The sequence below is a fragment of the Streptomyces sp. NPDC057638 genome (assembly GCF_042800315.1).
Classification (GTDB): domain Bacteria; phylum Actinomycetota; class Actinomycetes; order Streptomycetales; family Streptomycetaceae; genus Streptomyces.
Map to the genome: position 1 here is coordinate 1 of NZ_JBHVHF010000554.1, position 2,294 is coordinate 2,294.

General features: G+C 71.1%; 1 protein-coding gene and 1 pseudogene. Both read left to right on the plus strand.

The window, feature by feature from the left end; genetic code table 11:
- Positions 1-525 precede the first annotated feature (525 nt).
- Positions 526-1,440, plus strand: coding sequence for a hypothetical protein (locus ACFVIM_RS34665; protein WP_384310237.1), 915 nt, complete (start codon positions 526-528; stop codon positions 1,438-1,440).
- Positions 1,377-1,956, plus strand: a pseudogene (locus ACFVIM_RS34670) (tetratricopeptide repeat protein); the annotation flags it as partial. The gene ACFVIM_RS34665 and the pseudogene ACFVIM_RS34670, both read left to right, overlap by 64 nt.
- Between the last annotated feature and the right edge of the window lie 338 nt (positions 1,957-2,294).

The window sequence follows — 2,294 nt, forward strand, 5'->3', positions numbered from 1 at the left end:
GCAGGGGGGACCCTGTGGGAGAGTAGGACGCCGCCGAACAATCTTTAGGACCCTTGGTCCAGCGTTCACGCTGGACCAAGGGTCTTTTTTTGTTGTCTGTTTACCGAAGCGCGCTTGGTCGCTGACTGCGCGAGAATGACCCGTAGTACGTGAAGACAGGAGTCACGCCCATGCCCACCAACTCTTCCGACGACCGTCCGGGGCACGAGCCTCGTCGTAGGGACGGTGGTGACCGGGGCGGGTTCCGTGGTGGCCGCGATGATCGCGGCCAGGGAGCCCGTCGGGACGGTGACCGTGGTGGTTACCGGGGTCCGCGTGACGATCGGCGGGATGACCGTTCCGGTGGGTTCCGTCGGGATGACCGTCCGTCGTACCGGCGTGATGATGACCGTGGTGGGCGTCCCAGCGGTGGCGGTTACGGCCGTCGCGATGACCGGCCCGCCGACGGTGGCTTCCGCCGTGACGACCGCCGCGATGACCGTCGTGACGATCGTCGTGATGACCGGTCCGGCGGCGGCTTCCGCCGTGACGACCGCCGTGACGACCGCCGTGACGACCGTCGGGATGACCGTTCCGGTGGGCGTCCCAGCGGTGGTGGCTACGGGCGGCGGGACGACCGTCCCTCGTACCGGCGTGATGACGACCGGGACCGTGGTGGTTACCGGGGTCCGCGTGATGACCGGCGTGACGATCGGCGGGATGACCGTTCCGGTGGGTTCCGTCGGGATGACCGTCCGTCGTACCGGCGTGATGATGACCGTGGTGGGCGTCCCAGCGGTGGCGGTTACGGCCGTCGCGATGACCGGCCCGCCGACGGTGGCTTCCGTCGCGATGACCGCCGCGACGACCGTCGTGACGATCGTCGTGATGACCGGTCCGGCGGCGGCTTCCGCCGTGACGACCGGCGTGACGACCGCCGCGATGACCGTTCTGGTGGGTTCCGTCGGGATGACCGTCCGTCGTACCGGCGTGATGATGACCGTGGTGGGCGTCCCAGCGGTGGTGGCTACGGCCGTCGCGATGACCGGCCCGCCGACGGTGGCTTCCGCCGCGACGACCGGCGCGACGACCGTTCCGGTGGGCGTCCCAGCGGTGGTGGCTACGGGCGGCGGGACGACCGTCCCTCGTACCGTCGTGATGACGACCGGGACCGTGGCGGGCGCTCTGGTGGTGGCGGTTACGGCCGCCGCGATGACCGTGGTGGCCGTCCCGGTGGGTTCGGTCGCCGTGATGAGCGGGACCGGCCGGATCGGGAGCCGATCAAGCGGCTGCCGATCCCCGAGGACGTCACCGGCGAGGAGATCGACAAGGACGTCAAGCAGGAGCTCCAGAGCCTGCCGAAGGGGCTCGCCGAGGACGTCGCGAAGAACCTGGTCATGGTCGCCAAGACCATCGACGAGGACCCCGAGCTGGCGTACGGCTACGCCAAGGTCGCGGTGAGGCTCGCCGCCCGGGTGGCGGCCGTGCGTGAGGCCGCCGGGTTCGCGGCGTACGCGACGCAGCGGTACTCGGAGGCACTGGCGGAGTTCCGGGCGGCCCGGCGGATGACCGGTGGCGTGGAGCTGTGGCCCGTCATGGCCGACTGCGAGCGCGGCCTCGGGCGGCCCGAGCGGGCGCTGGCCATGGCCGGTGAGCCGGAGGTCCAGAAGCTGGACAAGGCCGGGCAGGTCGAGATGCGGCTGGTCGCGGCCGGAGCCCGGAGGGACATGGGGCAGCTCGACGCGGCCATCGTGACGCTCCAGAGCTCGGAGCTGGCCTCCAGCTCGGTTCAGCCGTGGACCGCGCGTCTGCGGTACGCCTACGCGGACGCTCTGCTGGCCGCCGGTCGTGACGACCAGGCCCGGGAGTGGTTCGCCAAGGCGCTGGAGGCCGACAAGGACGGCGCGACGGACGCGTCCGACCGGCTGGCCGAGATGGACGGCGTCGAGTTCGTGGACGCCCTGGACGAGGACGCTCCGGAAGGCGGCGCGGTGGACGCGTCCCCCGTGGTGGACTCCTCCGACCAGTCCTCTGTCCCGTCCCCCGAGGAGCGGGCGCCCGACGCCGACGCCGAGGTGGAGGCCACCGACGAGGACGTCCCGGATGTCGCCGACGCGCCGTCGTCCGCTTCCGCTGTCTCCGATGACGCTGTCTCTGATGACGATGATGTCTCTGATGGTGGTGTCTCCGATGGCGCGGACGTGTCCGGCCCGGAGACCGGGGCGCGCGAGGACGGCGGCGAGCGCGACGCCTAGTCACGCTCGCTGACGCGCGGCGGGTCCATGAGATGAGGTAAGGGGCGCTCCTTCATAGGG